25 protein-coding genes are annotated in these 25,492 nt (G+C 73.6%); 13 read left to right on the top strand and 12 right to left on the bottom strand.

Features of this window, described 5'->3' with window-relative positions; translation table 11 throughout:
- Positions 1–119: 119 nt before the first annotated feature.
- Positions 120–1,808, bottom strand: coding sequence for a cytochrome c oxidase subunit I (gene ctaD, locus ACH4F6_RS19660; RefSeq protein ID WP_397961488.1), 1,689 nt, complete (start codon positions 1,806–1,808; stop codon positions 120–122).
- 444 nt (positions 1,809–2,252) lie between these two features.
- Between ctaD and ACH4F6_RS19655 the strand changes: the two genes are divergently transcribed.
- Complete coding sequence (locus ACH4F6_RS19655) at positions 2,253–2,468, top strand: I78 family peptidase inhibitor (protein WP_397961487.1); 216 nt, start codon at positions 2,253–2,255, stop codon at positions 2,466–2,468.
- A gap of 109 nt (positions 2,469–2,577) precedes the next feature.
- Here ACH4F6_RS19655 and ACH4F6_RS19650 read toward each other — a convergent pair whose 3' ends face one another.
- Positions 2,578–3,564 (bottom strand): phosphatase PAP2 family protein, encoded by a 987-nt coding sequence (locus ACH4F6_RS19650; RefSeq protein WP_397961486.1) that lies wholly within the window; start codon positions 3,562–3,564, stop codon positions 2,578–2,580.
- Positions 3,565–3,803: 239 nt separating this feature from the next.
- Positions 3,804–5,042, bottom strand: a complete 1,239-nt coding sequence (locus ACH4F6_RS19645; RefSeq protein WP_397961485.1) for a glycosyltransferase family 39 protein — start codon at positions 5,040–5,042, stop codon at positions 3,804–3,806.
- Positions 5,043–5,301: 259 nt separating this feature from the next.
- Between ACH4F6_RS19645 and ACH4F6_RS19640 the strand changes: the two genes are divergently transcribed.
- Together ACH4F6_RS19640 and ACH4F6_RS19635 are read left to right on the top strand one after the other, a co-directional pair.
- Positions 5,302–6,912 carry an MFS transporter gene (locus ACH4F6_RS19640; RefSeq protein WP_397961484.1) on the top strand — a complete coding sequence of 537 codons (1,611 nt, stop codon included), beginning with the start codon at positions 5,302–5,304 and terminating at the stop codon, positions 6,910–6,912.
- Between the two features lie 87 nt (positions 6,913–6,999).
- A complete protein-coding gene (locus tag ACH4F6_RS19635) occupies positions 7,000–8,190 on the top strand; it encodes an acyl-CoA dehydrogenase family protein (protein WP_397961483.1) in 1,191 nt (396 codons plus the stop codon).
- Between the two features lie 39 nt (positions 8,191–8,229).
- Here the strand turns inward: ACH4F6_RS19635 and ACH4F6_RS19630 are convergent, their stop codons facing one another.
- The gene (locus ACH4F6_RS19630) at positions 8,230–8,667 is read right to left on the bottom strand and encodes a cell division protein SepF (RefSeq protein WP_397961482.1); all 438 of its coding nucleotides are present in this window, start codon (positions 8,665–8,667) and stop codon (positions 8,230–8,232) included.
- Between the two features lie 317 nt (positions 8,668–8,984).
- Between ACH4F6_RS19630 and ACH4F6_RS19625 the strand changes: the two genes are divergently transcribed.
- The gene (locus ACH4F6_RS19625; protein ID WP_397961480.1) at positions 8,985–10,166 is read left to right on the top strand and encodes a DUF5685 family protein; all 1,182 of its coding nucleotides are present in this window, start codon (positions 8,985–8,987) and stop codon (positions 10,164–10,166) included.
- A gap of 62 nt (positions 10,167–10,228) precedes the next feature.
- Here ACH4F6_RS19625 and ACH4F6_RS19620 read toward each other — a convergent pair whose 3' ends face one another.
- Positions 10,229–11,185: an ABC transporter substrate-binding protein gene (locus ACH4F6_RS19620; protein ID WP_397961479.1), complete on the bottom strand. Its 957-nt coding sequence runs from the start codon at positions 11,183–11,185 to the stop codon at positions 10,229–10,231.
- A gap of 430 nt (positions 11,186–11,615) precedes the next feature.
- Between ACH4F6_RS19620 and ACH4F6_RS19615 the strand changes: the two genes are divergently transcribed.
- The 6 genes from ACH4F6_RS19615 to ACH4F6_RS19590 all read left to right on the top strand — a co-directional run bounded on the left by ACH4F6_RS19615 (position 11,616) and on the right by ACH4F6_RS19590 (position 18,057).
- Positions 11,616–12,473 (top strand): amino acid ABC transporter permease, encoded by an 858-nt coding sequence (locus tag ACH4F6_RS19615; protein WP_397961478.1) that lies wholly within the window; start codon positions 11,616–11,618, stop codon positions 12,471–12,473.
- Entirely contained in the window at positions 12,470–14,224 is a 1,755-nt protein-coding gene (locus tag ACH4F6_RS19610) for an FAD/NAD(P)-binding protein (protein ID WP_397961477.1), read from the top strand. Before ACH4F6_RS19615 ends, ACH4F6_RS19610 begins: the two co-directional genes overlap by 4 nt.
- 43 nt (positions 14,225–14,267) lie before the next feature.
- Complete coding sequence (locus ACH4F6_RS19605) at positions 14,268–15,029, top strand: amino acid ABC transporter ATP-binding protein (RefSeq protein ID WP_397961475.1); 762 nt, start codon at positions 14,268–14,270, stop codon at positions 15,027–15,029.
- Between the two features lie 40 nt (positions 15,030–15,069).
- Positions 15,070–16,050: an LLM class flavin-dependent oxidoreductase gene (locus ACH4F6_RS19600; RefSeq protein ID WP_397961474.1), complete on the top strand. Its 981-nt coding sequence runs from the start codon at positions 15,070–15,072 to the stop codon at positions 16,048–16,050.
- Positions 16,051–16,148: 98 nt separating this feature from the next.
- The gene (locus tag ACH4F6_RS19595; RefSeq protein ID WP_397961473.1) at positions 16,149–16,931 is read left to right on the top strand and encodes a DUF1684 domain-containing protein; all 783 of its coding nucleotides are present in this window, start codon (positions 16,149–16,151) and stop codon (positions 16,929–16,931) included.
- 223 nt (positions 16,932–17,154) lie between these two features.
- Positions 17,155–18,057, top strand: coding sequence for a S1 family peptidase (locus tag ACH4F6_RS19590; protein ID WP_397961472.1), 903 nt, complete (start codon positions 17,155–17,157; stop codon positions 18,055–18,057).
- A gap of 123 nt (positions 18,058–18,180) precedes the next feature.
- On the opposite strand, the gene ACH4F6_RS19585 is transcribed toward ACH4F6_RS19590, so the two are convergent.
- Positions 18,181–18,555 carry a cupin domain-containing protein gene (locus tag ACH4F6_RS19585; protein ID WP_397961537.1) on the bottom strand — a complete coding sequence of 125 codons (375 nt, stop codon included), beginning with the start codon at positions 18,553–18,555 and terminating at the stop codon, positions 18,181–18,183.
- Between the two features lie 98 nt (positions 18,556–18,653).
- On the opposite strand from ACH4F6_RS19585, the gene ACH4F6_RS19580 reads away from it, so the two are divergent.
- The gene (locus tag ACH4F6_RS19580; protein WP_397961471.1) at positions 18,654–19,100 is read left to right on the top strand and encodes a MarR family winged helix-turn-helix transcriptional regulator; all 447 of its coding nucleotides are present in this window, start codon (positions 18,654–18,656) and stop codon (positions 19,098–19,100) included.
- A gap of 151 nt (positions 19,101–19,251) precedes the next feature.
- Here ACH4F6_RS19580 and ACH4F6_RS19575 read toward each other — a convergent pair whose 3' ends face one another.
- On the bottom strand, positions 19,252–20,292 hold the full coding sequence (locus ACH4F6_RS19575; RefSeq protein ID WP_397961469.1) for a lytic polysaccharide monooxygenase: 1,041 nt from the start codon (positions 20,290–20,292) through the stop codon (positions 19,252–19,254).
- A gap of 232 nt (positions 20,293–20,524) precedes the next feature.
- Positions 20,525–20,659, bottom strand: a complete 135-nt coding sequence (locus tag ACH4F6_RS19570) for a hypothetical protein (protein WP_359007664.1) — start codon at positions 20,657–20,659, stop codon at positions 20,525–20,527.
- 140 nt (positions 20,660–20,799) lie between these two features.
- Here ACH4F6_RS19570 and ACH4F6_RS19565 point away from each other — a divergent pair, with 140 nt between their 5' ends.
- Positions 20,800–21,438, top strand: coding sequence for a class I SAM-dependent methyltransferase (locus ACH4F6_RS19565; RefSeq protein WP_397961468.1), 639 nt, complete (start codon positions 20,800–20,802; stop codon positions 21,436–21,438).
- A gap of 12 nt (positions 21,439–21,450) precedes the next feature.
- On the opposite strand, the gene ACH4F6_RS19560 is transcribed toward ACH4F6_RS19565, so the two are convergent.
- Both ACH4F6_RS19560 and ACH4F6_RS19555 read right to left on the bottom strand, forming a co-directional pair.
- Positions 21,451–21,960, bottom strand: a complete 510-nt coding sequence (locus ACH4F6_RS19560; protein ID WP_397961467.1) for a DUF402 domain-containing protein — start codon at positions 21,958–21,960, stop codon at positions 21,451–21,453.
- A complete protein-coding gene (locus ACH4F6_RS19555; protein ID WP_397961466.1) occupies positions 21,941–22,870 on the bottom strand; it encodes a GNAT family N-acetyltransferase in 930 nt (309 codons plus the stop codon). The genes ACH4F6_RS19560 and ACH4F6_RS19555 overlap by 20 nt, the downstream gene beginning before the upstream one ends.
- Positions 22,871–22,941: 71 nt before the next feature.
- Between ACH4F6_RS19555 and ACH4F6_RS19550 the strand changes: the two genes are divergently transcribed.
- Complete coding sequence (locus tag ACH4F6_RS19550) at positions 22,942–23,310, top strand: GntR family transcriptional regulator (RefSeq protein ID WP_397961465.1); 369 nt, start codon at positions 22,942–22,944, stop codon at positions 23,308–23,310.
- A gap of 20 nt (positions 23,311–23,330) precedes the next feature.
- On the opposite strand, the gene ACH4F6_RS19545 is transcribed toward ACH4F6_RS19550, so the two are convergent.
- On the bottom strand, positions 23,331–24,107 hold the full coding sequence (locus ACH4F6_RS19545) for a DUF72 domain-containing protein (protein ID WP_397961464.1): 777 nt from the start codon (positions 24,105–24,107) through the stop codon (positions 23,331–23,333).
- Positions 24,108–24,136: 29 nt separating this feature from the next.
- Positions 24,137–25,231, bottom strand: a complete 1,095-nt coding sequence (locus tag ACH4F6_RS19540) for a DUF5925 domain-containing protein (protein ID WP_397961463.1) — start codon at positions 25,229–25,231, stop codon at positions 24,137–24,139.
- Positions 25,232–25,492: the final 261 nt, after the last annotated feature.

Below are 25,492 nucleotides of genomic sequence, written 5' to 3'. Positions count from 1 at the left end.
CGGGGAGCGAAGACGCCGCCCGGCCGCGCGGGGCGGACGGCGCCCGACGGCCGGGACGGCGGCCTTCCGCCCGGGCGGGTTCGTCCGGGTGCCGGAGCCCGCCGGGCCGGGCCCGGGGGTCAGGACGGCTCGCGGCCGGCCTGGTGCCCCTTCGGCTCGGGCTGCGGGATCCCGGCCGCGTGCTCCGGATGGTGCAGGTCGAACGCGGGGGCCTCCGAACGGATCCGGGGCAGCGCGGTGAAGTTGTGGCGCGGCGGCGGGCAGGAGGTCGCCCACTCCAGCGAGCGGCCGAAGCCCCACGGGTCGTCGACCTCGACCTTCCTGCCGTACACGGTCGTCCTCCAGACGTTGTGGAGGAACGGCAGCGTCGACAGGCCGAGCAGGAACGAGCCGATCGTGGAGACGGTGTTCAGGGCGGTGAAGCCGTCCGCGGCCAGGTAGTCCGCGTAGCGGCGCGGCATGCCCTCGGCGCCCAGCCAGTGCTGCACCAGGAACGTGGTGTGGAAGCCGACGAACAGCGTCCAGAACTGGATCTTGCCGAGCCGTTCGTCGAGCAGCTTGCCGGTGAACTTCGGCCACCAGAAGAAGAACCCCGCGAAGACCGCGAAGACCACCGTGCCGAAGACCACGTAGTGGAAGTGCGCCACCACGAAGTACGAGTCGGTGACGTGGAAGTCCATCGGCGGCGACGCCAGGATCACCCCCGTCAGCCCGCCGAGCAGGAACGTCACCAGGAAGCCCACCGCCCACAGCATCGGCGTCTCGAAGGACACCGAGCCCTTGATCATGGTCCCGGTCCAGTTGAAGAACTTCACGCCCGTCGGCACCGCGATCAGGAACGACATGAAGGAGAAGAACGGCAGCAGCACCGCGCCGGTCGCGAACATGTGGTGCGCCCACACCACCACCGAGAGCCCGGTGATCGCCATCGTCGCGCCGACCAGCGTGAGGTAGCCGAAGATCGGCTTGCGGCTGAAGACCGGGATGATCTCCGTGATGATCCCGAAGAACGGCAGCGCGATGATGTACACCTCGGGGTGCCCGAAGAACCAGAACAGGTGCTGCCACAGCAGCGCCCCGCCGCTGGCGGCGTCGAACACCTGTGCCCCGAACCGCCGGTCCGCCTCCAGGACCAGCAGCGCGGCCGCCAGCACCGGGAACGCCATCAGGATCAGGATCGACGTGAACAGCGTGTTCCAGGTGAAGATCGGCATCCGGAACATCGTCATGCCGGGCGCGCGCATGCCGATGATCGTGGTGACGAAGTTGACCGCGCCGAGGATCGTGCCGAAGCCCGCCAGCGCCAGACCCATGATCCACAGGTCGGGTCCGAGGCCGGGGGAGCGTTCCAGGCTGTTCAGCGGCGCGTAGGCGAACCAGCCGAAGGAAGCCGGCCCGCTCGGCACCAGCAGGGAACCGAGCACGATCAGCCCGCCGAAGAGGAAGAGCCAGTACGAGAGCATGTTCAGTCGGGGGAAGGCCACGTCGGGCGAGCCGATCTGGAGCGGCATCAGCTCGTTGGCGAACCCGGCGAAACTCGGGGTCGCGAACAGCAGCAGCATGATCGTGCCGTGCAGCGTGAACAACTGGTTGAACTGCTCGTTGTTCACGATCTGCGTCCCCGGCCGGGCGAGCTCGGCCCGCATGATCAGCGCCATGGCCCCGCCGACCAGGAAGAACGCGAACGACGTGATCAGGTAGAGGTGCCCGATCTTCTTGTGGTCGGTGGTGCTGAGCCAGTCGACGACCACCCGGCCGCGCCCCCTGGCCCCCGCGGCCCGCGCCGCCGGTACCGTCTCCGTCCCCATCGCTCGCTCGCCCTTCGCTCGTCGCGCCCCGGGCCCGCCGCCGCCCGCGCCGCACGGGTGCCCGCGAGCCGCCGCCGTGTCGCTCGCGCCGCCGTGCGCACCGGCCGGAGCGTACGGAGGTGATGTGAGGGAGCCGTGCATTTCCTATGTCGAGCCGACTCCCGCGGAGTCGTACGGAAGGGGAATGGAACGGGATCCGGGGACGGTTCTCCGGGAACTCTCCGCCGGGTTTTCCGCGGTGTCGGGACGACACGCGGGAATTTCGTTCGAATACGCGCGGAAGGCGTAGGGAATCGCCCGTACGTGTGACGGTCCGCAGCGACGGCGCCCGTGTCGCCGCCCGGGAAACCGGTGTCGTGAACCTGTGACAGAAGTGTGACAGGAACGGTCCGCGGTCCCGGTCCGGGCTTCCCGGGGAGGGCGCCTTCGTCCTAGCGTGGCGGTATGGCACCGATTCCCACTCCGCCAGCGGAGCCCCAGGACAGTCCGGACGGGTACGTCGGCCTCGAGGTGGCGCACGCCGAACGGCTCGCCCGCGAACGGGGGTGGTCGACGGTGCGCTCACTGGAGCCCGGGACGATCATCACCATGGAGTACCGCGTGGGCCGGCTGAACCTGGAGGTGCGCGACGGTCGCGTGGTCCGCGCCTGGAAGGGCTGAGCCCGCGACGGACGGCACGTGCCGAAGGCCCCGGCTCCTGGACCAGGAGCCGGGGCCTTCGGTGTGCGGGGGCCGGCTGTGCGTACCGGGGCCCGCGGCCGGTCGGCCGTCAGGGGCGGGCCGACGACGTGGTCGTACCGCGGGGCAGCCGGTCGGCGTGGGGCGGACGGCGGCTGCCGGCCGGGGTGACCGGGCGCTCCGAGCGGACCGCGTGCGGGCCCGGGGCCAGGTGGACCGGCGCGCGCGGGGAGCGGGCGGCGGTGGTCTCGTCCGGCTGGGCCGGGGCGCGCGTCCTGAGCGACACCGGCACCGGGACCGGGGTGGGCGCCGTGCCGGTGCCGCGGACGCGCCAGCGGTCGCGCAGGTCGAGGATCCAGAACTCGGCGCGGGCGATCAGCGGCTCGAACCAGGGCAGCGCCAGCAGGATCAGCAGGCCGGCGGCCCAGCCGAGGACCACGTCGCTCAGCCAGTGCGTACCGAGGTAGACCGTGGCCAGGCCGACGCCGAGCGAGGTGACCGCGGAGAGCGCGGACAGCCAGCGGCGGGCTCGTGGCGTGGAGGCGAGGTAGGCCAGGATTCCCCAGGTCACGACCGCGTTGGCGGTGTGGCCGCTGGGAAATATATCGCCGCCGAGGCCCATCTCGTTCGAGCCGATGGTGGTGGCGTAGTGCGGTCCGAGGCGCCCCATGCCGATCTTCGCGGCGCCGACGGTGACGTTCAGCAGCAGCAGCGAGGTGCCGAGCGTGAGCAGCGGGCGCAGGGTGTGCTGGCGCCAGGATCTCCAGCCGAGCCAGGCGGCGACCATCACGGCGGTGGGCCCGCGCTGGCCGAGGACCACGTAGTAGTCGACGAACCAGTGGATCTCGGACCACTGCTGGTACGGCCGGAAGAACATGACCTGCCAGTCGAGGCGGACCAGCCACGAGGTGATCACCACGAGCCACACGATCGCCAGGTAGAAGGCGAGGGTGGAGGCGAACAGCGCGATCCGGTGCCTGCTCATCTTCGGCACGTCGATGTGGGTCGGCCGCTCCGGCTCGCGGTCGAGTCTGGCGAACACCCGGTCCAGACGGGTGGGCTTTCGTTCGGTACGCACCCAATCGACGTTACAGGGAGTGAGCTCTGTTCCCTGACGAATCCACGGCTTTGTGATGACGATGTGATGTGGGGTTGCTCTCAGAGGGGCGCTTATTCCGCCGGATTCGGTAATCGCGCGGAGGTGTTCTCTTCAATTCCTTTGATCATTCCGGGGGGCGGTTTTGGTGAACTTATGAATGAGTTAAGCGAAGCCCGGGCGGTCCATTCCGCGGGTGCCCGTCCGTGGGGCGCGGCCGGTCACGGGGGACCCGAACCGTTCAGCCACCAGGCGCCGTACACGGCCGACGCGGCCGCGACGCCCGCCACCACCAGCGCGCACCTGGCGGGCCGCAGCCGGGACAGGGCCAGGGCGAGGGGGAACAGCAAGGGGAACGCGGGCAGCAGCAGACGCGGCTTCGAGCCGAAGTAGCTCGACGCGCACAGGGCGAGCGCGAGGACCGCACCCGCGTACACCAGCAACGGAAGCGGCTGGCGCTGCCGTACGCAGACGACGTACAGCCGGATCAGCAGCGCGACGCCGACGACCAGCCCGGCCCCCGCGAAGGCCGACGGAACGGACGTGAACTTCTCCAGGACGAAGCGGGTGAAGGCGTAGCCGCCGTCGAAACCGTTGCGCCAGCCGGCCTGGACGTCGAGGTAGCCGAGGGGTCCCCGGCCCGTGCGGCGGCCCACCCACAGGACGTGGCCCGCGGCGCCGAGCGGCGCGACGAGGAGACCGACGGCGCGTGCTGTGACGCGCGCGCCGCCGGTGACGCCTTCACGCCGGGACGAGGGGTCACCGGACGACCGGGGGGCGCGTGCCGTCGTCCGCGCGCTCCGTGCGGGCTCCGCGCTTCGGTCACGCACGAACGAGAGCACGCCGGCCGCCCACACCGCCGCGACCACGGCGATCCCCACGGGCCGGGTCAGGCCCGCCAGCGACGCCAGCGCGCCCGCGGCCACCCACCGGTCGGTGAGCACCGCGTACAGCGACCAGGCGGCCAGCGCGGTGAACAGCGACTCGCTGTACGCCATCGACTGCACGATCCCGACCGGCAGCACCGCCCACACCAGGACGGCGCACACCCCCGCCCGACGCCCGTGGACACGGTCCGCGACCGCGAAGATCCCCCAGGCCGCGGCCACCGAGGCGAGCAGGGAGACCGTGAAACCGGCGTCGGCGTACGACAGCGGGGTCACCGCGTGCAGCAGCCGCTCCAGCCATGGCAGCAGCGGGAAGAAGGCCAGGTCGGAGTGCACGTCGCCGTTGGGCAGGCGCACCTCGTAGCCGTACCCGAGCTCGGCGACCCGCGTGTACCACAGGGCGTCCCAGCGGGCCGTCAGCAGCGTGTACGCGCTCTTGTCGCGCGCGGCGCTCCACACGGCGAGGGCGAGCAGGCCCAGGACGCGGACGGCCGCGTACCCGGCGAGGGCCGGGGCCGCCCGGCGCAGGGCCGCGGGCCCCCGCCGCGTCACGCGCGTTCCAAGATCGGTCACGGGCCCGATTATCGGCCGGACGCGGCGCGCGGGGTCGCGCCGGGGTGCGCGGGCCGACGACGGGAGTGGTGCACGCCACACGGGTTGCCCCGGAGTGTGAGAGGTCCGCCACGTGGCCGAGCCGCGAACTCGCGTACGCTGCGTGTCACTCGTCGTTCGTCTGCGCGGGCCGGAGACCACCGCTCCTCTCCGGCCGAGTCGCGAGGAGCCCCCCTCCCGCGAGCCCGCCGAACCCGAGGAGCACCTGGGAGGTACGTACATGTCCGGGACGACCACGGCTGCCGTCGGGCCGCGCCGTCGGACGGCCGGGGCCGGTGCCAACCGCTGGATCGTGCTGGTGGTGCTGTGCGTCAGCCTGCTCCTGGTCGCGGTCGACGCGACCGTGCTGCACGTCGCGGTGCCCGCCGTCACCGAAGACATCCGGCCCGGGGCGATCGAACTGCTCTGGATCGTCGACACCTATCCGCTGGTCTGCGCCTCCCTGCTGATCCTCTTCGGCACGCTCGGTGACAAGGTGGGCCGCAGACGGGTGCTGCTGCTCGGTTACGCACTGTTCGGTGTCGCCTCCGCGCTGGCGGCGTTCGCCGGCAGCGCCGAGGTGCTCATCGTCGCGCGGGCGCTCCTCGGGGTGGGCGGCGCGATGATCATGCCGGCGACCCTGTCGATCCTGCGGCAGGTCTTCCCGGACCGCAGGGAGCGGGCGCTCGCGATCGGCGTCTGGAGCGCGGTGGCCGCGGTGGGCGCGGCGGTGGGGCCGCTGCTCGGCGGCTTCCTCCTCGAGCACTTCTGGTGGGGCTCGGTCTTCCTCGTCAACATCCCGCTGATGCTGGTCAGCCTGCCGGTGGGACGGCTGCTGCTGCCGGAGTCGCGGGGCGGGGAGGACGGCCCGTGGGACGTCGTGGGCGCGCTGATGGCGGCGGCCGGGCTGTTCGGCGTCGTGCTGGGCGTGAAGCGGCTCGGCGGCGGGGAGACGGACGCGTTCACCTTCGTGCCGCTGTCGGCGGGCGTCGCCCTGATCGCGCTGTTCGTACGGCGGCAGCGGCGGCGCGCCCATCCCCTGGTGGACCTGCGGATGTTCGGCCGGCCCGCGTTCAGCACGTCGGTGGGCTGCATCGTGCTGGCGATGCTGGCACTGGTGGGCCTGGAGCTGATCGCGGCGCAGTACCTGCAGTTGGTCCTCGGACTGTCCCCGCTGGAGACGGGGCTGCGGCTGCTGCCGCTGACCTTGGCGGCGATGGCGGCGGGGCTGGCCGGCGCCCGGCTGCTGCGGCGGTTCGGACCGCGGCGGATGGTGAGCGGGGGCTTCTGCCTCACGGCGGCCGCGGTGCTGACACTGACCGCGATGGGCGGGTCGGACGACCCGGGGCTGTTGCTGGCCGGGTTCGTGCTGCTCGGGTTCGGCCTGGAGACGACGCTGTTCGCGGCGTACGAGTCGATGCTGAGCGAGGCGCCCCAGGCCCGGGCCGGCGGGGCCGCGGCGGTCGGGGAGACCTCGTACCAGCTGGGGGCCGGGATCGGGATCGCCCTGCTGGGCAGCGTGATGAACGCGGCGTACGCGCCCGGGCTGTCGTCGGTGCCCGGTGTGCCGGCCGCCGCCTCGGCCGCGGCGGGGCATTCGCTGGGCGAGGCGTACGAGATCGCCGGGCGGCTCGGCGGACCGGCGGGGGCCGCCCTGCGGCAGACGGCCCGGGACAGTTTCGTCCACGGGCTGCACGTCACCTTGCTGGTGAGCGCGGGGCTGCTGCTGCTCGGCGCGGTGATGGCGCTGCGGCTGCCGCGGGTGATGCAGTGCGAGGAGCCCGAGGAGCCCGCGGCGGGGGCCGGGCTGCCCGCGCCCAGGGAGGCCGCGGAGCCCCGCGTCCCGGTGTGACCCCTCCGCCGTCGCGGCGGGGTTTGGTACGGTCGGGCGGACATCGTGACTAGCGGTGCTAGTTTTCGTCCCGCCGGAGGATCCCGTATGGCCGCGTCCTCGAAGTTGCCCCCGTTCGACCCCACCGATCCGCTCGGTCTCGACGACCTGCTGGAGCCGGAGGACCTCGCCGTCCGCGACACCGTGCGCAGGTGGGCCGCGGAACGGGTGCTGCCCCACGTCGCCGACTGGTACGAGCGGGGGGAGCTGCCCGGGATCCGCGAGCTGGCGCGGGAGCTCGGGGGGATCGGGGCGCTCGGCATGTCCCTCGAGGGATACGGGTGCGCCGGGGCCAGTGCCGTGCAGTACGGGCTCGCGTGCCTGGAGCTGGAGGCCGCCGACTCCGGGATCCGGTCCCTCGTCTCCGTGCAGGGTTCGCTCGCCATGTACGCGATCCACCGGTTCGGCAGCGAGGAGCAGAAGCAGGCCTGGCTGCCGCGCATGGCCGCCGGCGAGGTCATCGGGTGCTTCGGCCTGACCGAGCCCGACCACGGGTCCGATCCCGCCTCGATGCGGACCTACGCCAAGCGCGACGGGTCCGACTGGGTCCTCGACGGGCGGAAGATGTGGATCACCAACGGGTCCGTCGCGGGTGTCGCCGTGGTGTGGGCGCAGACCGACACCGGGATCCGGGGATTCGTCGTGCCCACCGACACCCCCGGGTTCTTGGCGCCGGAGATCAAGCACAAGTGGTCGCTGCGGGCCAGCGTCACGAGCGAGCTCGTGCTCGACGACGTGCGGCTGCCCGCCGACGCGGTGCTGCCGGAGGTCGCCGGGCTCAAGGGCCCGCTGAGCTGTCTGTCCCACGCCCGGTACGGGATCGTGTGGGGGGCCATGGGGGCGGCGCGGGCCTGCTTCGAGGCCGCCGTGGACTACGCGAGGACGCGGGAGCAGTTCGGGCGGCCGATCGGTGGCTTCCAGCTCACCCAGGCCAAGCTCGCCGACATGGCGGTCGAACTGCACAAGGGGATTCTGCTCGCCCATCACCTGGGGCGGCGCATGGACGCCGGCCGCCTGCGTCCGGAGCAGGTCAGCTTCGGCAAGCTCAACAACGTGCGGGAGGCCATCGAGATCTGCCGCACGGCGCGGACCGTCCTCGGGGCCAACGGGATCTCGCTGGAGTACCCCGTCATGCGGCACGCGACCAACCTCGAGTCGGTGCTCACCTACGAGGGCACCGTCGAGATGCACCAGCTCGTGCTGGGCAAGGCGCTCACCGGGCTCGACGCGTTCCGCTGACCCCCGCGGGGGGAGGCAGGGCCGGTGAGCGGCCCTGCCTCAGCTCTGATTGAAGAAGCCGTCCGAGCGGTGGGTCGCCGGATCGCCGCTCACGATCTCGGTGTTGGACGGGGTCAGCAGGAACACCCGGGTGGAGACCCGCTCGATCGAGCCGCGCAGACCGAAGATCAGTCCGGCCGCGAAGTCGACGACGCGCTTGGCGTCGGCGGCCTCCATGGCCGTGAGGTTCATGATGACCGGCACGCCCTCGCGGAACAGCTCGCCGATCAGCCGCGCGTCCCGGAAGCTGTCCGGGGTCACCGTGCCGATCCGCCGGCCCCTCTCCTCGGCCGTGTCGGTGGCGACCCTCACCCGGGGGTCGGTGACCCAGGCGTCCCCGGAGTCGGTCCCCTCGGAATAGTCGTCGTCGTAGTAACGCTCGTCATCGTTGTCGTCGACGAGGCCAAGCCAGGCACTCGCCTTGCGTACCGATCCCATGGACGCCTCCTCTCACAGCGGTCTTTCTTCCTTATCCGCATTCCCCATGGTCGTCCATGATGCGGATGTCGCGCCAAGTGGATAGACGCCGCGCGGGGGGTTTGTGACGGTACTGGTGCACAGCCGATCCGTCGAGAGTCCGTGTGCCCCAAGGCTCCTGAGGTATGCGGCTGCTGACTGTGAGTGAAATATGATTGATCAGGGCGTACGGGTGACGCTCGGAGCGTACGGGTGAACCGGGCGAGCCGTTCCCCCGTGACCGCCCGTCGATACGATGCGGCCGCTCGGAAACATCGTACGGATCACGGGGGAGCGTCGTGTTCGGAATCGTCAGACCGTGCAGTCACCGGCTCGGTGAAGGGCTCAAGACCCAGTGGATGGCCCACTTGTGCGGCCTGTGCCTCGCGCTGCGGCGGGACCACGGCCAGTTCGCGAGGGTGGTGACCAACTACGACGGCCTGCTGATATCCGTCCTGACGGAGGCTCAGGCCGAGGGGAGGGGCGGCGGACGGCGCCGTACGGCCGGGCCCTGCCCGCTGCGCGGCATGCGGACCGCGTCCGTCGCCCAGGGCGAGGGGGCGCGGCTCGCGGCCGCCGTCTCGCTGGTGCTGGCCTCCGCCAAGGTGCGCGACCACGTCGCCGACGGCGACGGATGGCTGGCCCGCAGGCCGGTCGCCCTGGCCGCGCGCCGGGTCGCCACGAGCTGGGGCGCGGCCGGCGCCCGCGGCGGATCCGCCGTCGGTTTCGACACCGCCGTGCTCGTCGACGCCGTGGACCGGCAGGTCGGCATCGAGACGCTGGCCGGCCCCGGCACGCCGATCCTGACGGTCACCGAACCGACCGAGACCGCGACCGCCGCGGCCTTCGCGCACACCGCGCTCCTGGCCGGGCGGCCGGGCAACGCCGAGCCGCTCGCCGAGGCCGGCCGCCTCTTCGGCCGGCTCGCCCACCTCCTGGACGCGGTGGAGGACCGGGAAAGTGACGCGGCGTCGGGCGCCTGGAACCCGCTGACCGCGACCGGGACGTCCCTGGCGGAGGCCAGGCGGCTCGCCGACGACGCCGTGCACGGCATCCGGCTGGCGCTGCGCGAGGCCGAGTTCGGCGATCCGAAGCTGGCCCACGTGCTGCTCGTGCACGAGCTGCGCGTGTCCGTCGACCGGGCCTTCGGCAGCTCCTCGTGCGGGCACCCGCAGCCGCGGCAGCAGTTCGGTCCCGCCCCGGGCAACCCCTACGCGCCGTCCGGCCCCGGTGGGCCGTCCTGGCCGCCGGAGCCGCCGCGCCGCGACCGGCGCGGCCTCCTCGCGGGCTGCCTCGTCTGGGCGGGGCTCGCCTGCACGTGCCAGATGTGCTGCGGCGAGTACGACGACCCGTGGACGCGGGAACGCAAGGAGGGCTACTGCTCGCGCTGCGACGACTGCTCCGACTGCTGCGACTGCTGTGACTGCTGCGGGAAATGCGGCGACGGCTGCTGCTGCGACGGCTGCGGGTGCGACTGCTAGGGATCGACCGGGCGCCGTCGGCCTCGGGCCGGCAGCGCCCGACGGCCGACGGCGCCCGGTCCTCAGCCCTTCAGCTCCGGCGGCGAGATCTGCGACTTGTCGATCGCCGAGCCCGTCGTGCCCCACTTCTCCAGGATCCTGGCGTACGTGCCGTCGGCGATCAGTTTGTCGACGGCGGCCCGGAAGGCGGGGGCGAGGGGCGTGCCCTTCTTGAAGGCGAAGCCGACGTCGAGGCGGCGGAACTCGTTGAGGAACCTCACGCCCTCCTGGCGCGCGACGGCGAAGCGCAGGCCGTTGATGGTGGACATCACGACGTCGGTGCGGCCCTGCTGGAGCGAGGACCAGATCGCGCCCTGCTCGCTGTACGTCTGCACCTCGTACGCCTTCTTCCCGGCGTCGGTGCACAGGTGCTTGTTCTCCTCCAGCGTGGACTCGAAGGTGGTGCCGGCGCCGGTGGCGACGTTCAGGCCGCACAGCTGCTTCAGATCGGTGACCCGGGACAGCTTGCTGTCCTTGCGGGCGGCGAAGCCCTGGCCGTCGTTGATGTAGGTGACGAAGTCGATCGTCTTCAGGCGCTCGGTGGTGACGCCGAAGTTGCTGACGCCGACGTCGTACTTGCCGCTGTCGAGGGCGGGCAGGATCGCCTCGAAACTCGCCTGTTCCGTCCTGATCCCGAGACCGAGCACCTTGGCGACGGCCCGGGCGAAGTCGACGTCCTGGCCTGCCAGGGTCTTTCCGTCGTCCAGGAAGGTGGTGCCGGGCGGGTTGCCGCCGACGCTGACGGCGAGGGTCACGCTCGACACGCCGGACGGCAGCAGCCGGGCGGCGGCCTCGTCCTTGCGGATCGCCGAGACGACGTCCTCGGTGGGGACCGCGTCGGACCGGGCCGCGGCCTGCGCGGTACCGCTCGCCGCGGAGTCGTCCGTGCCGGAGCCGCACGCGGTGAGGAACAGGGTCGCCGAGGTCAGCAGGGCGAACGGGACGAAAATGCGCTGACGGGAACGCGTGGACGCATGCATCGTGTGCGGTCTCCAGGAAAGCCGAAAGCCGAAGGACGGGAAGGCGCGAGGTGAGGGGGAGGGCGCGCGGGTGAAGGCGAAGCCGGTGAAGAAGGCCGGTGAAGAGGGAGAGAACGCGCGAGAACGCCCTGGATCAGGGCGCGCAGAGGGGTCGGCTCAACAGGAACAGGACCACACTCGACCGAAGTCGATGTGGGAGCGCGTGACCAGCCACTGCTGCGGATGCATGGGCCAAGTGGAACAGGCATCCGGTGGTGCGTCAACTGACTTGAGACGTAAGGCTCACAGTGTGGACGGCCTTGACAGCGAGGGGAAACGCCGTCGTAGTCTCGGCGGACGGCCCTGCTGAGGGGCTCGGCCGTGTCGCGCCGCGCGGCGCATCGGTGTGAAGGCACCCACCCGTGTTCCCCGCCTGTCACGGAGCCTTCGCATGTCCTCCGACACCCTCGCCAAAGCCCCCGCCGCACCGGACGTACCGGAGCCCGCGGACGCCCTGCGGATCGTCCCGCACCGCCGGCTCGGACAGTGGGCGGCCGCCGTCGTCGTCCTCGCCCTGCTCGCTCTCGCCGTCACCTCCGTCCTGCGCAACGAGGCGTTCCGGTGGGACGTCGTCGCCGACCACTTCACCTCCGTCTCCGTGCTGCGCGGCCTGTGGCTCACGCTGTGGCTGACGGCCGTGGTGATGGTCCTCGGCTTCGCGCTCGGCACCCTGCTCGCCGCCGCCCGGCTCTCCGCCAACCCCGTGCTGCGCGCCGTGAGCTGGGGCTACGTCTGGCTCTTCCGGTCGATCCCCGTCCTGGTGCAGCTGCTGCTGTGGTTCAACATCGGGGCGCTGTACCCGCGGATCCTCGGCGTGCGGACGGTCGACCTGCTGACCCCCGTCGCCGTCGCGGTCATCGGCCTCACCCTGCACGAGGCCGCGTACGCCGCCGAGGTGGTGCGCGGCGGGATCCTCTCCGTCGACCGCGGGCAGATCGAGGCCGCGCAGGCGCTCGGACTGAGCCGGTGGCGGCGCTGGTGGCGGATCGTGCTGCCGCAGGCCATGCGCTCCATCGTGCCGCCGGCCGGCAACATGCTGATCGGCACCCTCAAGGGCACCTCCATCGTCAGCGTCATCGCCGTGCAGGACCTGCTGTTCTCGGTGCAGCTCGTCTACCACCGCACCTACCAGGTCATCCCGCTGCTGATGGTCGCCACCGTCTGGTACACCGTCGTCACCTCGGTGCTGAGCGTCGGCCAGTACTACGTGGAGAAGTACTACGCCCGCGGTTCGGAGCGCACCCGGTGAGGCACTCCCTGGTGATCGTCGGGGCCGGGCCGCGGGGGACCGGCCTCATCGAGCGGATCGCCGCCAACGCACCCGAGCTGTACGCGGACCGGGGCCTCGACATCCACCTCGTCGACCCGCACCCGCCGGGCCCCGGACGCATCTGGCGCGCCGCGCAGTCACCGCTGCTGTGGATGAACTCGCACGCCGAGGACGTCACCATGTTCACCGACGAGACGGTGGACATGGCGGGCCCCGTGCGGCCCGGACCCACGCTGCACGAGTGGGCCGGCGTCGACGGACGCACCTTCGCCGACCGGCAGCTCCAGGGCGCCTACCTGAGCTGGGTGCACGAGCGGGCCGTCGCCGCCCTGCCGCCGTCCGTCGCGGTCCACCACCACCCGCGCCGTGCCCTGCGGGTCACCGGTCCCCGCGAGGGCCGGCAACAGGTGTGGCTGGAGGGCCGCCCCCGGCCCCTCCTCGCCGACCTCGTCGTGCTCGCCCTCGGCCACCTCGACGCCGAACTCGACGACGAGCAGCGGGCGCTGGCGTCGTACGCGGACGAGCACGGCCTCGTCCACCTCCCGCCGGACTTCACCGCCGACAGCGACCTGTCGGCGCTGCGGCCCGGCGAACCCGTCCTCGTGCGCGGCTTCGGACTCGCCTTCGTCGACCTGATGGTGCTGCTCACCGAGGGACGCGGCGGACGGTACGAGGGGGACGCCTACGTCCCCTCGGGCCGGGAGCCGGTGCTGCACGTCGGCTCGCGGCGCGGAGTGCCGTACCACGCGAAGATCGGCTACGAGTGGAGCGGGGAGCGGCCGCCGCTGCCCCGCTTCCTGGGACCGGCCGAGATCGAGGGGCTGCTCGCGCGGCCCGGCGGGTTCGACTTCCGGCGGGACGTGTGGCCGCTGGTGGAGAAGGAGCTGGGCTTCGCCCACTACCACCGGCTGTTCGCCGCCCATCCCGGGCGGACCACGATGGCCTGGGCCGACTTCGAGGAGAAGTACGCCGCCGCGAGCCCCGCCGAGCGGGAGGTGCTCGTGGCGGGCGCGGTGCCCGATCCCCGCGACCGGCTCGACCTGGCCGCGCTCGACCGCCCGCTGGACGGGGTGCGGTACGCGTCCTCCGAGGAGTTCCAGGAAGGACTGCGGGGATACGTCGAGGCCGACCTGGAGCGCCGCCACGACGCCGGCCACAGCCCCGACCTGGCCGTCTTCCTGGCGTTGCTGTCCGTCTACGGGCAGCTGGTGCGGCTCGGCGACATCGGCACCCGGTGGCACGGGTTCTTCAGTCACCTCGCCTCCGGCCCGCCCGGACCCCGGCTGCGGCACCTGCTCGCGCTGTCGCGGGCGGGGGTGCTGAAGTTCGTCGGCGCCGACATGGCCGTACGGGCCGAGGACGGGGTGTTCCGGGCGTCGAGCGCCACCGTGCCGGGGTTCTCCGTGGAGGCCAGGGCGCTGGTCGAGGCCCGGCTGCCCGAGCCGACGGTCCGGCGCGCCCGCGACCCGCTGCTGCGGGAACTGCACGAGGACGGCGCCGCCGAGACCCCGGACGGCCTGCTGCGGGTCGACCGCGCCGACGGACGCGTCCTGGACCGGGCCGGCCGGCCGCATCCGCGGCGCTTCGCGCTCGGGCCGCACACCGACGGCCGCACGCCGGGCGCGTTCACCCGGCCGCGCACCGGCGGGCCCGCGTTCCGGCAGAACGACGCCACCGCGCGGGCCGTCCTGGTCTTCCTGCGCGACCTGGCCTGTCGTGCCGTCGCCTGACCCCCGCCCGTCAAGTCCCCTGCCACCCGGAGGAATCCACGCCATGAGCGTCATGGTCGACATCAGGTCCGTCCACAAGAGCTTCGGCTCCCTGGAGGTCCTCAAGGGCATCGACCTGTCGGTGCGCACCGGAGAGGTCACCGTCGTCCTCGGCCCCTCCGGCTCCGGTAAGTCGACGCTGCTGCGCACGATCAACCACCTGGAGAAGGTGGACCGGGGCGCGATCAGCGTGGACGGCGCCCTCATCGGCTACCGGCGCTCCGGGGACAGGCTGTACGAGCTGCCCGAGCGCGAGGTGCTCCGGCAGCGCACGCGGATCGGCTTCGTCTTCCAGAACTTCAACCTGTTCCCGCACCTCACCGTCCTCGACAACGTCGTCGAGGCGCCGGTGGCCGCGCTGAAGCGGCCGCGCGGCCAGGCGGTGGAGGCCGCCCGCCGGCTGCTGGAACGGGTGGGGCTCGCCGACAAGGCCGGCGCCTATCCGAAGCAGCTCTCCGGCGGGCAGCAGCAACGGGTGGCGATCGCACGGGCGCTCGCGCTGGAGCCGAAGCTGCTGCTGTTCGACGAGCCGACCTCCGCGCTCGACCCCGAGCTGGTGGGCGAGGTGCTCGACGTCATACGGGACCTGGCGGGGCAGGGCACGACGATGATCGTCGTCACGCACGAGATCGGGTTCGCCCGGGAGGTCGCCGACACGGTCGTCTTCATGGACGACGGGCGGATCGTCGAGCAGGGACCGCCGGCCGAGGTGCTGGAACGGCCGCGGCAGGAGCGGACGCAGGCGTTCCTCTCCAAGGTGCTGTGAGCTTCCGGACCGCTGTGAACCGGAGAAAGGGTTCCCTCAGATGACTTCCTCGCCGGGCCGGGGCCTGCCGCACCTGGCCGCCGCCGTCGACCAGCCCGGGGTGTACGACACCGGCCCCTACGTCGAGCTGGCGCGGCTCGCCGAGCACGGCGTGCTCGACTTCGTGACGCTGGACGACACCTTCGCCGGCCCCGGACTCGACGCCTGCGCCGTGCTGTCCCGGGTGGCGCCCGCCACGCACCGCGTCGGTCTGGTGCCCACCCTCGGCGACGGCGGCCCCGACCCTTTCCGGGCCGGGGCCGCCGTCGCCGGCCTCGACCGGGTCAGCCGGGGCCGGGCCGGCTGGCGGGTCGACGGGCCCGCCACCGAGGAGGAACCCCTCTTCCCCGCCGTCGGCCACCACGCCGCCGCACCGGACGCGCCGTGGCCGCGGGCCGCCGGCGCGGCGGCGCGGTCGGGGGACGGCCGGGAGGACGACGGCGCCGACGCGATCGGGCCCCTGCCGCCGGAGGGCGGCCTCGTGCGCGTGGCCGACGTCACCCAGGCGTCGGCCCGTGCCGTCGCCGCCCGGTGGGCCGACGTCGTGCTGGTGCGGGTGACGAACCCCGCCGAGGCCCGGGACGTGCGCGACCGGCTGCGCGCGTCGGCGGCCGCGTCCGGCCGTGCCCCGGACTCCCTGCGCGTCCTGGTGAGCCTCCTGATCGACCTCGGCGGCGGCGAGTACGCCGCCGCACCCGGGCACGGCGGGGGCGGCCCCCGGCCGAGCGCGCGCGGTCCCCTCTACCGCGGCGGCCCGGTCGACCTCGCCGAGCTGATCACGTCCTGGCACCGGGAGGGCGCCGCCGACGGCTTCCACCTCACGCCCGTCGAACCGCGCCGCGACCTGGAGCGACTGGTCAACGGCACGGTCGCGCTGCTCCAGCACCGCGGCCTGTTCCGCACCTTCTACCCGGGCGGCACGCTCCGGGAGCACCTGGGCCTGACCCGGCCCGCCCACCAGACCGCGGGGGGACCGCCGTGAGCGCCCGGACCCCCGGCCGGCGAACCACCCCGCGCCCACGCCCCGGGCCGTCCGGCCCGGGGGAGCAGGACCGATCACATGACGACAGGACTGATGGCATGACCACGGACGCATCCGACGACTGGAAGCAGTGGCACGAGCACCGCGTCGAGACGGTGTCGGAGCCCCACGGGCCCCTCGCGCTCACCGGCACCCACTGGCTGGAGGACCACCCGGAGGGTCGACTTCCGGACGTCCCCGGGACGTGGGTGGCCGAAGGGGAGACAGTGGTGCTCCGCGCCGCCGGGGCCGACGGACTGACCGTCGACGGCAGGCCGTTCGACGGGGAGGTGCGGCTCGGCGCCGACCAGGGGCCGGCCGGCGCGGCCCGGGTCGCCCACGGCGGACGGCGGCTCGTCGTCCTGGTCCGGGAGGGCGCCTGGGCGGTGCGCGTCTTCGACCCGGACGCCGAGGCCAGGAGCCGGTTCCGGGGCATCGAGGCCACCGCGTACGACCCGCGCTGGTCGGTGCCGGGCCGCTTCACGCCGTACGACGGGAGCCGTACCGTCCGGGTGCCGAACGCCGACGGGCGGGAGCGCGGCCTCGGTCTCGGCGGGGAGGTCGCGTTCCGGCTGGACGGACGGGAGTTCACGCTGCGGGTGAGCGTGCAGGGCGACGGCTCCCTGTGGGCCGTGTTCGCCGACGGGACCAGCGGGAACGGCAGTTACCGGTTCCGGTTCCTGCACCCGGCCGCGCCCGACGCCGAGGGGCGCACGACCGTGGACTTCAACCGGGCCCAACTGCCGCCCTGCGCCTTCGCGGAGCACTTCCTCTGCCCCTTCCCGCCGCCGGGGAACACGCTGCCCGTCGCGATCCGGGCAGGGGAGCGCAACCTGGTCTGAGACCGGGCGAGGGGGTGCATCGAGGGGGCAACTCACGCAGTTGGTTCAAAGGTTGACGGCCGAAAGGCGCCCTTGCGCCGACCGTCCGTTCGGCCGAATACTCCCCCTCAGCGCTTGTCAGGGGCACGGCGTATCCGGAATCCGGACGGTCGGGCCCCTCGGCTGCGCCTCACGGGCCCCGACCCCACGCGGGCCCCCGACTTCCCCTGGGAGGGAACGACAAGTGAGGATCGAGCGCACCACCACCAGCGGCATCACGAGACGGACCCGGCTGACCGCCGTCGCCACCGGCCTCGTCGCCGCGGCCGCCGTCGCCATCCCCCACGCGAGCGCCGCCGACGCCACCCCCTTCAGCGCCGCCGAACTCAAGAGCGCCAGCGGCTCGGTGCTCAAGGCCGACATCCCGGGCACCGCCTGGGCGGTCGACAGCAAGACCAACCGGGTCGTCGTCACCGTCGACAGCACGGTGTCGCAGTCCGAGATAGCGAAGATCAAGCAGCAGGCCGGCGCCAACGCCGACGCGCTCACGATCAAGCGCACGGAGGGCAAGTTCCAGAAGTACATCCAGGGCGGCGACGCCATCTATGCGAGTAGCTGGCGCTGCTCCCTCGGCTTCAACGTCCGTGACAGCGCGGGCAACTACTACTTCCTGACCGCCGGTCACTGCACCGACGGCGCCGGCACGTGGTGGTCCAACTCGTCCCACACCACGACGCTCGGCACCACGGCGGGCTCGAGCTTCCCGACGAACGACTACGGCATCGTCCGGTACACCAACAGCTCGGTCGCCAAGGCGGGCACCGCCGGCGGTGTGGACATCACCAGCGCGGCCACCCCGTCCGTGGGCACCACCGTCTACCGCGACGGCTCGACCACCGGCACCCACAGCGGACGGGTCACCGCGCTCAACGCGACCGTCAACTACGGTGGCGGCGACGTCGTCTACGGCATGATCCAGACCAACGTCTGCGCCGAGGGCGGCGACTCCGGCGGCTCGCTGTACGGCAGCAACGGCGTGGCCTACGGTCTGACCTCCGGCGGCAGCGGCAACTGCACCTCCGGTGGCACGACCTTCTTCCAGCCCGTGGTGGAGGCCCTGAACGCCTACGGCGTCAGCGTCTTCTGACCGGGCCGGCCGGACCTGCGACCGGCAGGCGAGCCCCCGCACGCGACCGCCGTGCGGGGGCTCCCCCTTCTCCGGCGGCGGCGCGATCGGCCGCACCCCCGGGGAACCGGCCCGGCACGCAGATCAGTTGGCCCACGGGGGAGTGATCCGCGTGCCGTCCGCGAGGACCGCTTCCAGGCCGATCGAGGTGGTGACCCACGAGATCGCCGTGTGGCCGGTCGGGTTCTCGACGCCCAGGGCCGTGCCCGGGTTGACGATCACGGTGTCGCCCGCCGTGATCCGTTCGGCGCGGCCGTCGAGCGTGAGGAGCAGTTCGCCGACGAGGAGGTGGAAGATCTCCTCCCGGCTGACCGTGTGCGTGGGGGCCTTGGTCCCCGGCGGGATCTCGCCCCGCCAGGCGCACAGCTCCTCGCTGCCGCTCGACGGGGAGGCGTACGAGACGAAGCGCGCTCCGTGGGTCTCGTGGGTGACGGCTTCGGACGTGCGGACCACGGGCATGGCGTCCTCCTGGAACGGGGCGTCGTGGAATTCATTCAAGCTACTTGACTATATGGTCAAGCAGCTTGACCGATTCGTCAAGGGTGTTCAATGCCTGCGTGCAGAACTCCGAAGCCATGGCCCTGTCCGCCGCCCTGCTCGCCGTCGCCGGTGAGCTCACCCAGCGCATCCACGAGGGCGTGGCCGCCCGTGGTTTCGAGGGGGTGCGCCCCGCGCACGGCTTCGCGTTCGCCCGGCTCGCCCCGGACGGCGCGACGGTCACCGACCTCGCCGTCCACCTCGGGGTGACCAAGCAGGCCGCCAGCCAGCTCGTCGACGAGATGGCCCGCAAGGGGTACGTCGAGCGCCGGCCGCACCCCGGGGACGCGCGGGCGCGTCTGGTCGTCCTGACCGAGCGGGGGTGGGAGTGCACGCGGGCCGCGGAGGCGGCCGCCGTCGACGCCGTACAGGCCTGGGTCGAGGTGCTCGGGGAGGACGAGGTGCGCGGGTTGCGCGACCGCCTGCTGCGCGTCACCCCCCAGGGCCCCCTCCGGCCCTCCTGGTGACGCACCGTCAGGAGCGGCTGCCCGCCCGGTCGTCACCGGCCGGGCACGCGCCGCTCGGGCCGCCCGCGCGTCGGTGACCGGCCGGCCGCGGGGTGGTCCCGCCGGGGCCTGACCGACCTGAGCCGCCGGTCAGGCCCCGGAGTCCGTGGGGTCAGCGGCCGCCGCCCACCGCGCGCCGGCGCACCGACGCGAACAGCACCGCCGACCCCAGCGCCAGCACGGCCGCGCCGCCGACGGCCAGATACGGCGTGCTGCCGTCGCCCCCGGTCTCGGCGAGGCGCTCGCCCGCGCCGGCCGCCTTCGGCCCGTCCGCCGCCGCGGCGACCGGCGAGGCGGCGTCCGCGGTCGCGGAGGCCGCCGGGGCCGCGGACGACGGGGCGTCGGCCGGGCCGCCGGCCGGTGCGGTGCTCGGGTCGGGGGCCGGGGCCGTGGTCGGGTCCGCGGTCGTGGTGGCGTCGTCGTCGCCGTGACCGCCGTGCTCGATCGTCGACTTGCCGGCGCCGTCCTCGATCTGCTCCTCGGAGGGCGCGGAGGCGGCCGGGGCGGCCGGGGCGCTCCCGCCGTAGGAGACGTCCGAGCAGGAGTAGAACGCCTCCGGGCTGTCCGAGCGCTGCCACACCGCGTACAGCACGTGCCGGCCCGACCGCTCGGGCAGCGTGCCGGAGAACGTGTAGAAACCGCCCGACGCGACCGGGTCGACGGCCGTCGCCACCGGATGCTCCAGATCCAGGTCGGACCAGGCCAGCGGCTTCGCCGGGTCGTGACCGGCCTTGGTGACGTACACCGTGAAGGTGCCCTTGTGCGGGGCGGTCACGCGGTACTTGAAGGTGTACGACCCGCCGCGCACGCCGGTGGCCGGCCAGTCGGCGCGGGCCAGGTCCAGGCCCTTGAACTCGGCGTTGTTCGCGCTGCACAGCTTGCCGTCCGGGATCAGCTCCTGGTGGCGGCCGTTCGCGTCGCCGATGCGGACGCCGTTCCAGTCGTACAGCGCCTGTGTCCCGCCGGCCGCGACAGCCGCCTTGCAGGCGTCCGACCTCGGGCTCTCGGGCCCCTCCGCGTAGCACTGCGAGACCCGGCTGACCGGATCGCCCAGCGAGCCGTGCGCGGCCGCGGGGGCGGCGGACAGCCCGGTCAGGGCCAGCGGGGTCAGGCCCAGGGTGACGACGGCGGCGGCCTTGCGGCGTGCGGGCATGGGGCTCTCCTCGGAACCGGGTGCTGATGTGTGCCGGAACCAAGAAACCGTGAAATCCGCTGCCGGTGACCGTCGGAGACGATCTTTAGGGCGGCCTTAAGGAAGTGCTCAGGCTGGGATCAGACAGGTGGCGTGGGCGGCCGTCCGGCCCGGCGCCCAGGGCACGGGCGCGGGGCGGCTGGAGCGGACGGGAACGCGCCGGGGGGCGCCGGCCTGCGGGAGCCCGGTGCCGTCATCCGTCCGGCCACCAGGTGCGCGCGATGTCCTTGCGCACCTCGGGGCGTCCGGCGGGGCGCTCGTCGGCCTCCTCGCGGATCCTGCGGGAGTCCGTCTTCCTCAGGGGCTTCTGCACGGTCGTACGGCGCATGGCTGCCTCCTCCAGGGACTACCGGGTTCCGCGGTTCCACGGAGGTAGACCCGTGCCGGGAGAGTTCCTCATCGCCGCCCGTTCTGTCAGTGGCGGCTGTCACGATTCGTTTGTCAGTGGCGGGTGTCACTCTTGGGCGCATGGCAAACCAGAGTGACGGGACGACTTCGGCGGACGTCGACTGGGACGCGTCGGCCGCCGCCTTCGACGAGGAACCGGACCACGGGCTGCGCGACCCGCGGGTGCGCGCCGCCTGGGCGGGGCGGCTGCGCGGCTGGCTCCCGCGCCGCGCGGGCGACCTGCTCGACCTCGGCTGCGGCACCGGCAGCCTGTCGCTCCTCGCGGCCGAGCAGGGACACCGGGTCACGGGCGTCGACCTCTCCCCGGCGATGATCGGCCTGGCCCGGGCCGAGCTCGCCGGGCGGGACGCCGTGTTCCTCGTCGGCGACGCGACGGCGCCCCCGGTCGGCGACCGGCGCTTCGACACCGTCCTCGTACGGCACGTGCTGTGGACCCTGCCCGACCCGGGCCGCGCCCTGCGGCACTGGCGCGATCTGCTGCGCCCCGGGGGGCGGCTCGTGCTGGTCGAGGGCGTGTGGGGCACCGTGAGCCCCGTCGGCATACCCGCGGACCGGCTCACCGCCCTCCTGGACCCGCTCGCCGCGCACACCCGCGTGGAGCGGCTGTCGGACGACGCGCGGCTGTGGGGGAGGGAGGTGGAGGACGAGCGGTACGCGGTGCCGGCGACCGTTCCGTCCGCGCACCCCCCGGCGCCCTGAGCCGGGAGCTCCTCAGGCCAGCAGCGCCTCGAAGCCGCCCTCGCGGGCCAGGGCCTCCAGGGCGTCCAGGGCGGCCACGGCGGCGGCCGCCGCCTCCGGATCGCTCTGCCGCAGACCGCTCTCCTCGAACTCGTCCTCGTCCAGCCGCCGCACGTCCGTGCCGTCGGCGGAGCGCCACAGGTCCAGGTCGAGGTCCTCGACGACCAGCCGCGTGCCGGTGAGCGCGGCCGGGCGGGTGATGTCGCAGTACCAGCCCTTGAGGGCGCCCGCCGCGTCGCGGACCTCCTTCACGGAGTACCAGCGGTCCCGCCAGTAGTACTCGGTGAAGACGTCACCGGCCTCGAAGCGCACGAAGCCGAAGTCGCGCACGCCCTCGCCGGCCCAGGGCGCCCGGACGGCGAGCCGGGTGCCGTCGTCGGACAGCAGCTCCGCCGCGTAACGGATCTTCGTCCGGCCGCCCTTGACCAGGACGACGTCCACGCGGCCCGGGGAGCCGGGGGAGTCAGCCGAGTTCGCGGACATGGCGCACCTCCGTCGCGCGGATCTCGTACCCGAGCCACTCGTTGACGGCGAGCATCGGGCCGTTGTCCGCGTCGTTCCCGGTCAGGGCCTGCGTGTACCCGGCGGCGCGGGCGCGGTGCAGGGAGTCGTTCTTGGCGAGCTTGGCCAGGCCGCGACCGCGGAAGGCACGGGCGGTGCCGGTCATGCCCGAGCGGTAGCGACCGGCGCCGTCGGTGTGGGCCAGGCTGAAGGCGACGGGACGGCCGTCGGCCACGACGACCGAGGTCAGCTCCGCGTCGAAGAGGGGGTGCCGCCAGACCTCCTCGGTCCACGCCTCGTAGTCCGTGAGGTCGACGGCGATGTCGCCCGGCTCGTCCGACGCCGTCTCCGCGTCCAGCAGGAACAGCGGGCGGGGATCGTCCGCGAAGTCGGCCGCGGTGCGCAGCGCGACGCCGGGCGGCGGGTCCTGGAGCGGGGGCAGCGCGGTGTCCACCAGGTCGAGCGTGAGGAAGTGCGCGGACCGGCTCGGCCGGTAGCCGCGCTTCTCGGCGTAGGCACGGTGACCCGGCTCGTCCAGGACCCAGGAGAACAGGCGGGTCGCGCCGTGGGCCGCCAGGTGCTCCTCGGCGGCGCGCACCAGCAGGGTGCCCGCGCCCCGGCCGGTGCGCGCCGGGTCCACGTACACGTTGAGGACGCCCTGCCCGGGCTCCGGACTGTCGTGGGCGAGGCCCACCTGCGCCGTGCCGACGATCTCGCCGTCCTCCTCGGCGACCAGCCTGCGGGAACGGGCGCCGGGGCGGGCGCGGGCCGCGTCGTGGGCCACCGACTCCGGGGTGAAGATCAGGTAGGGCAGCGCGAGGTCCCGGACCCGGACGAACCCCTCGAGGTCGGCCGGTGCGTCGGGGCGCAGATCACGCACGATGACGGTCATGTGGGCGCACGCTACGGGGGAGCGGTGAGCGGATGCCTCCCATTTTCCGGCGGGTGCGGGAGAATCGGGCCGTGACCTTGAAGATCCACATCGCTGAGGGCGCCGCGCCGTACGAGCAGGTGCGGGCGCAGATCGCCGAGCAGGCGCGGTCGGGCGAGCTGCCCGTGGGGTACCGGCTGCCGACCGTGCGGGGCCTCGCCGAGTCGCTGGGGCTGGCGGCGAACACCGTCGCCAAGGCGTACCGGGCGCTGGAGACGGACGGGGTGATCGAGACGCGGGGGCGGCACGGCACGTACGTCGCGGCCGTGGGCCCGGCGGCGGCCCGCGAGCTGGCCGTCGCCGCGCAGGCCTTCGCGGAGCGGGCCCGGCGGCTCGGCCTGACCGAGGACGAGGCGCTGGCGGCGGTACGGGACGCCCTGCGCGCGGCCCACGAGGCGTGAGCCCTCCGCCCGGGGCCCCGTCAGCGCCGGGCGGGCGGGACCCGGCCGGGGACACGGGTGGGACCCAGGCCCGCCCGCCGGGCCGTCCTCGCGAACAGCACCGCGTTGCGCACCGCCGCGCCCCCGGGGTCGTTGTTGAAGTACGCGTACACGTCCGCCCCGGCCGGCCAGGTCGTCGCGACGCGGTCGAGCCAGGTCTCCAGGGAGCGGCGGCCGTACTCGGGCCACGGGCGGGCCCGGCCCTGGTGGAAGCGGACGTAGCCCCAGTCGGCGGTCCGCCACAGCGGGGTGACCGGGCGGGAGCGGGCGTCGGCCCAGCACAGGGCGGCTCCCCGGGCCTCCAGGACCCCGCGGACGGCCGGCGTCCACCAGGAGTCGTGCCGGGGTTCGACCGCGACGCGGGCGCCGGAGGGGAAGCGGGACAGACAGCCGTCCAGCAGCTCCGGGTCGGCGCGCAGGGTCGGCGGGAGCTGGAGGAGCACCGGGCCGAGACGGGCGCCGAGGCCGGCCGCGTGGCTCATCAGCCGGTGCACCGGCTCCTCGGGGTCCTTCAGCCGCTTGACGTGGGTCAGGTAGCGGCTCGCCTTGACCGCGACCACGAAGTCGGACGGGACGCGCTCGCCCCAGGACGCGAAGGTCTCCCGGGACGGCAGCCGGTAGAACGCGTTGTTGATCTCGACGGTGGCGAAGTGCTCCGCGTACTCCTCCAGCCACCGCCGCACGGGGACGCCGGCCGGGTACAGGACGCCCTTCCAGTCCGCGTACTGCCAGCCGGACGTGCCGACGTACAGGGTCATGCCTCCATCAGAACACCCCGGGCCGTCGGCTACAGGTACAGCCCCGCGTCCGCCCCGCCCCGCGGCTCCGGCAGCGACGTCGGCGAGGTGCCCCGCCGGAGCGCGTACAGCTCCGCCAGGGTCGCCCCCTCGCGGCCGACGCCCTCCTCGGTGCCGAGCCAGTCCACCGCCTCCCGCCGGGTCAGCGGGCCGACCTCGATCCGGGCGAGGCAGCGGCCCGGGCGCACGACCGCCGGGTGCAGGCGCTCCAGGTCCTCATTGGTGGTCACCCCCACCAGGACGTTGCGGCCCTGGCCGAGCAGACCGTCGGTCAGGTTCAGCAGCCGGGACAGCGCCTGGCCGGCCGTGTGCTTGGCCTCGCCGCGGATCAGCTCGTCGCAGTCCTCCAGGAGCAGCAGCCGCCAGCGCCCCTTGCCGGTGCCGTCCTCCTCGCCGATCGCGATGTCCATCAGGTAGCCGACGTCGGAGAAGAGCCGCTCGGGGTCCAGCACGCAGTCCACCTGGCACCAGTCCCGCCAGGAGCGGGCCAGGGTGCGCAGCGCCGAGGTCTTGCCGGTGCCGGGCGGACCGTGCAGGAGCAGCAGCCGGCCGGCGATGTCCTCGGGGGTCGTGCCCATCAGACGGTCCATCGCCTCGGCGACCGGGGCCGTGTAGTTGGGGCGGACCTCGTCCCAGGTGCCCGCGGAGATCTGGCGGGTGGTGCGGTGCGGGCCGCGCCTCGGGGAGACGTACCAGAAGCCCATGGTGACGTTCTCCGGCTGGGGTTCGGGCTCGTCCGCGGCGCCCTCCGTGGCCTCGGTGAGCACCTGCGCGGCCAGTTCGGGGCTGGTCGCGGTGACCGTGACGTCGGCGCCGCGGTTCCAGCGGGAGACCAGCAGCGTCCAGCCGTCGCCCTCGGCGAGGGTGGCGCTGCGGTCGTCGTCGCGGGCGACGCGCAGCACGCGGGCCCCGGGCGGCAGCAGGTTCGCGCCGGAACGCACGCGGTCGATGTTCGCCGCGTGCGAGTACGGCTGCTCGCCCGTCGCGAAGCGGCCGAGGAACAGCGCGTCGACGACGTCGGACGGGGAGTCGGAGTCGTCGACGGTGAGCCGGATCGGCAGTGCGTCGTGCGGGTGCGCGGACATAGCGGCCATGATCCGGCACACGGGGCCCGCGTGCACCCGGTTTCCGTACCGCGCGGCGGTGTGTCGGACATGTCCGGCCGGCGGGGTGTGCCGTCCGCCGGCCCGCGGGCGCGGCCGGGGACGCGCGCCCCGGCCGCGGCCCCCCGCGCCCCCCCCGGGCCCCCCCCCCCCCCGGCCGCGCCGCCCGGCCCCCCCCCCCCCCCCCGACCCCCCCGCCCCGGGGGGGGCCCCCGGCGCGGCGCCGGCGCCCGCCCCCCCCGC

It is taken from the genome of Streptomyces sp. NPDC017936 (assembly GCF_044328485.1).
In the GTDB taxonomy this organism is placed as follows: Bacteria; Actinomycetota; Actinomycetes; order Streptomycetales; family Streptomycetaceae; genus Streptomyces.
The sequence above is the reverse complement of the archived record's forward strand: the minus strand, read 5'-3'. Positions and strand labels throughout refer to the sequence as shown.